Origin of the sequence: Victivallis sp. Marseille-Q1083, from assembly GCF_903645315.1 — a bacterium.
GTDB lineage: Bacteria > Verrucomicrobiota > Lentisphaeria > Victivallales > Victivallaceae > UMGS1518.
In genome coordinates this window covers 1-2,387 of the sequence record NZ_CAHJXL010000004.1, presented here as the reverse complement: position 1 = coordinate 2,387, position 2,387 = coordinate 1, and the positions used below count along the sequence as shown (strand labels likewise).

Annotated in this window: 4 protein-coding genes; 1 reads left to right on the top strand and 3 read right to left on the bottom strand. The window is 38.6% G+C overall.

Annotated features, from left to right (window positions below; translation table 11 throughout):
* The first annotated feature begins 87 nt into the window (after window positions 1–87).
* Window positions 88–360, top strand: a complete 273-nt coding sequence (locus tag HWX74_RS19925) for a transposase (RefSeq protein ID WP_368506840.1) — start codon at window positions 88–90, stop codon at window positions 358–360.
* Between the two features lie 430 nt (window positions 361–790).
* On the opposite strand, the gene HWX74_RS19920 is transcribed toward HWX74_RS19925, so the two are convergent.
* The 3 genes from HWX74_RS19920 to HWX74_RS20775 form a co-directional block, all read right to left on the bottom strand.
* Window positions 791–958 carry a hypothetical protein gene (locus tag HWX74_RS19920; protein WP_176015321.1) on the bottom strand — a complete coding sequence of 56 codons (168 nt, stop codon included), beginning with the start codon at window positions 956–958 and terminating at the stop codon, window positions 791–793.
* A gap of 255 nt (window positions 959–1,213) precedes the next feature.
* The gene (locus tag HWX74_RS20780; RefSeq protein WP_176015320.1) at window positions 1,214–1,549 is read right to left on the bottom strand and encodes a transposase; all 336 of its coding nucleotides are present in this window, start codon (window positions 1,547–1,549) and stop codon (window positions 1,214–1,216) included.
* Window positions 1,550–1,771: 222 nt separating this feature from the next.
* Complete coding sequence (locus HWX74_RS20775; RefSeq protein WP_176015319.1) at window positions 1,772–2,083, bottom strand: transposase; 312 nt, start codon at window positions 2,081–2,083, stop codon at window positions 1,772–1,774.
* Window positions 2,084–2,387: the final 304 nt, after the last annotated feature.

Below are 2,387 nucleotides of genomic sequence, written 5' to 3'. Positions count from 1 at the left end.
CGGAATCGAAACGTTACATTTTGTCATTGGCAGACCTCGGCGTTATATTGTCACGTAAAATATTACAATATAATATATTAGTCGAGAATCTGCCTCTTTGTTTTTGAAAATTTACGCAATATTCAGGTTAAGTTATTTTTCTTGCCGAGCTACAGTCCCGACCTGAACCCGGATGAATATCCCAACCGCGAGTTGAAATCAAATCTGAGCAACAAGCCCTTGGGGCGCGCCAAAGGAAAAATAACCGAACATGCCAAGCAACATACCGAACATGCCAAGCAACATATGGAAATGATAGCTGAACAGCCGGAACGAATCAAGAAATTATTCCATTCCAAGACTGTTTTATATGCAAGTTAGTTAGTTGCCGGCACAATACAGTATGACCAGCAGTATTTTTTTATATATGTATTTTCCCTGTTTTTCCTGCACCATTAACAAAGTATGTGATTTCTTGTATGCCGATTCTTGGAATTTTCTTGGAAATCTCTCTCCAATCTGTCATAATTATAAGTAGTAATCAAATCAGAAAAATTTTTTTGAGAAACTAAAAGACCATTTATATGTATATATTGTTCAGATTGGTTATATCCAGATTTTACAATATTGACTGTTTTATTCTTTGTTTCACGATCAATTATAGTATTTTGTATTGAAGTATTTTCGTAAATATCTATCGAACGAATTTCTGATATTTAGTTTATTGAAAACCCTGATAATTTTACTTTAGTTTGCATGATTTTTGTGGTAATATTGCCATTATAATTTCCATAAATAGACTGTATGCTCATTAAAAACCAGCAATTATTTTCTTTAAAAATATAATATCTGTTAATATGATCCTATCTGATGAAGTAATGGTAAGTGTATCATCATTATTACCATCCCATCCTAATTGTTCTGTAATGATTGTGTCGTTGAAGCCAGAAAACTCAACCTTAATCTTACGATTTAACATATCATGATATTCCTTTGTCCAACGGGGACTGCCAGCAGCCGATATTGGTTATCTTCCATATCTGACCGTCTTCTGTAACTCCGTAATAAAAATAATTGGCGATCTGAGCATTGCCGGTTATGGAAGCAATTTGCCCATCGCAAAGCGTTTCAGTAATCTGAGTTCTATTTTCGGGAAATTGTAAAACCGGAAATCTGCCCTACTCCCCCTTATCTCCGTTGTTGATCAACAAGCCGGGAACAGCTCTCCTACCGATTATTCCATGGCAATGATTTTTGCGGCGATCAAGCGCAAGATTTCCTGATTTGGACAAGTACTTGAAAGAGCAACTTGATCTTGAAGCTCCTTTGAGAATTCCAAGAGACGAGAATTCTTTGCGAGTCCGACAATGTATTTGACATTGTTTTTGTCACACCAATTCAACATTTTCTGACGGCAAAAACCGCTGTCATCCCGGAAAATAAGATTGACCTTCGGCCATTTCCTACGGAGTCGTTTCACCAACAGAGAAAGAATTGCCCGGGAATGCTTGACCGCATCCATCTTTGAGGGCCAGAGATAGGCGCAAAGTAATTGATCGCCACAGAACACCTAGAGCGGAAGAAAACAAGTAATAGTCATAATACCCGTGAAAGAAACGTTTTTCCTGCATCCGGTAGGTGAGATCATCGGTTGCGTCGAAATCAAGGATGAGTTCATGAGCGGGGTGGTAAAACTTTTTACAAAGAACTCGATAAACAATCGGCTCAACTCAATACAGGCTTGACCGTTTATTCTGTTTTCGAACCGGCAGAGGGTACTTGGAGTTGCAAGTTACCGATCCCGACCGACGATTGTTTGAATCAGGGGATCATTCCGCAATTCATGATGATCGTTGAGGTCTTCGTTTCCCGCGACCAATACAAACACTCTTTGCCGAAGCATATCGAGCGTGGAGTGTTTGACTTTTCTTGATTGCCGGCTGTCAAAAGAATTCAACAGCGTTCTGGCACGACGGGTCAACCCAAGTTTTCGGTCAAATTCCTTGATGAAAAGCAATCCTTCGTCGCTGTTGATGGCACCACCATCGAAATTGAATTCAATTTTTTTTGCGGTTCGGCCCTTGAAAGACCGAATTGGAAACACTACATTTTGTCATGGGCAATCTTCCGTGTTATGCTGTTTGGTTAGCGATTACAATATAATGTGTTAATCGACAGATTGCCCGTCGTTTTTTCCAATTTCATGCAATATTCAGGATAGAGTGAATAAGATGAAAAAATTCAATGTTCTGTTTCGATCATTATTTATTGCTTCATCGACTAATACTATTTCGCTTTCAAACATAGACATCGATTAAAAATGATGCTATATTATCGGTAACCGAAACAGGAGGTTACCGATGATTCAACCGCATTTAACCGTAGAAGAAATATCCTTGCGAATGAAG

Coding starts and splice junctions, on each gene's coding strand:
- HWX74_RS19920 (WP_176015321.1), bottom strand. CDS start 958: ATGTTAAATCGTAAGATTAAGGTTGAGTTTTCTGGCTTCAACGACACA.